This window comes from Psychrobacter sp. AOP5-GZ1-6 (genome assembly GCF_052376345.1).
In the GTDB taxonomy this organism is placed as follows: Bacteria; Pseudomonadota; Gammaproteobacteria; order Pseudomonadales; family Moraxellaceae; genus Psychrobacter.
In genome coordinates this window covers 1-1,103 of sequence record NZ_JBQSVP010000282.1, presented here as the reverse complement: position 1 = coordinate 1,103, position 1,103 = coordinate 1, and the positions used below count along the sequence as shown (strand labels likewise).

Sequence of the window (1,103 nt, the reverse complement as noted above, 5' to 3'; positions counted from 1 at the left end):
TTCTTTCTCTTAAATGTGGTCTATTATTTATGATAACTTTCAAGCAATTACGCTGCTTTGTGACAGTCGTAAAAACAGGTGGGTTTCTTCAAGCCAGTATCCAACTCAATTTAACTCAACCCACCGTTACCAAATCCATCAGTAACCTTGAAGAATATTTAGGCGTAGCTCTGTTTGATAAGCCGTTGACTCATAGAAAAAAGCGGCTAGTTAATTTAACGGAAATTGGCGAACACCTCTATATTCAAGCAGTGGATATCTTACAAAAGGCAGATAATCTTGAACAAACAGTAGTAGATTATCAGCAATTAATAGGTGGTAAGTTGCGTCTAGGGATTTCACCGTTAGGCAGTGAAATACTAAGCAAAGCTATTTTTAACTTTTACCAAATGCATCCTAGTATAGAAACCTCACTTATCGAAGATGGTGCTGAGTCACTTAAGCAGGCCCTTCTAGAGGGGCAACTTGATGTGGCAACATTGATGAAGCCGATTGACGATAATTTTGACTACTCGTCGATATGTTGCTATCCAGTGGTGGTCGTAGCAAATAAAAACCGTATGGGTAAGCGAAAAACGAAGGTAACACTTAAATCACTATCAAATGCACCCCTAATTTTATTTACCTCCAATTCATCATTTACTCCAATGATTATAGAAAACTGTCAATCACTAGGTTTTGAACCTAATATTATTTGCCAAACCAATCAGTGGCACTTGCTTCTTGACATGGTAAAACAGGATATGGGTGTGACTCTTTTGCCTCAATATTATACTCAAAAGTTGGATTTAACAGGATTAGTCTGCTTGCCACTAACCCAACCTCAGTTAAAATGGGAGCTTGTCATGGCTTGGCGCCGTCATCGCTTGCTTACACCAAGTATGCAAGCTTGGCTTGATAACATAAGAAAAAATATATAACTAGGCCTTGATAATGCTTTGGCTGTAACAGGGCATAGGTTATACAAAACAGAGGTGATTGAATATTTGAAAGCAGATTTGCAAGGTTTAGCGAATGTACAACTTGCGACATTGAATTGGGTAGATTGGTTCAATAAAAAGCGTATACACAGTGCATTGGGCTATGTATCGCCTTTTGAGTTT

1 protein-coding gene and 1 pseudogene are annotated in these 1,103 nt (G+C 38.3%); both read left to right on the top strand.

Features of this window, described 5'->3' with window-relative positions:
* Window positions 1–920 (top strand): LysR family transcriptional regulator (locus ACT3RN_RS15765; protein ID WP_444518831.1); only part of this gene is annotated, 920 nt, incomplete at its 5' end.
* 9 nt (window positions 921–929) lie between these two features.
* Window positions 930–1,103: pseudogene (locus tag ACT3RN_RS15760) on the top strand (integrase core domain-containing protein); the annotation flags it as partial.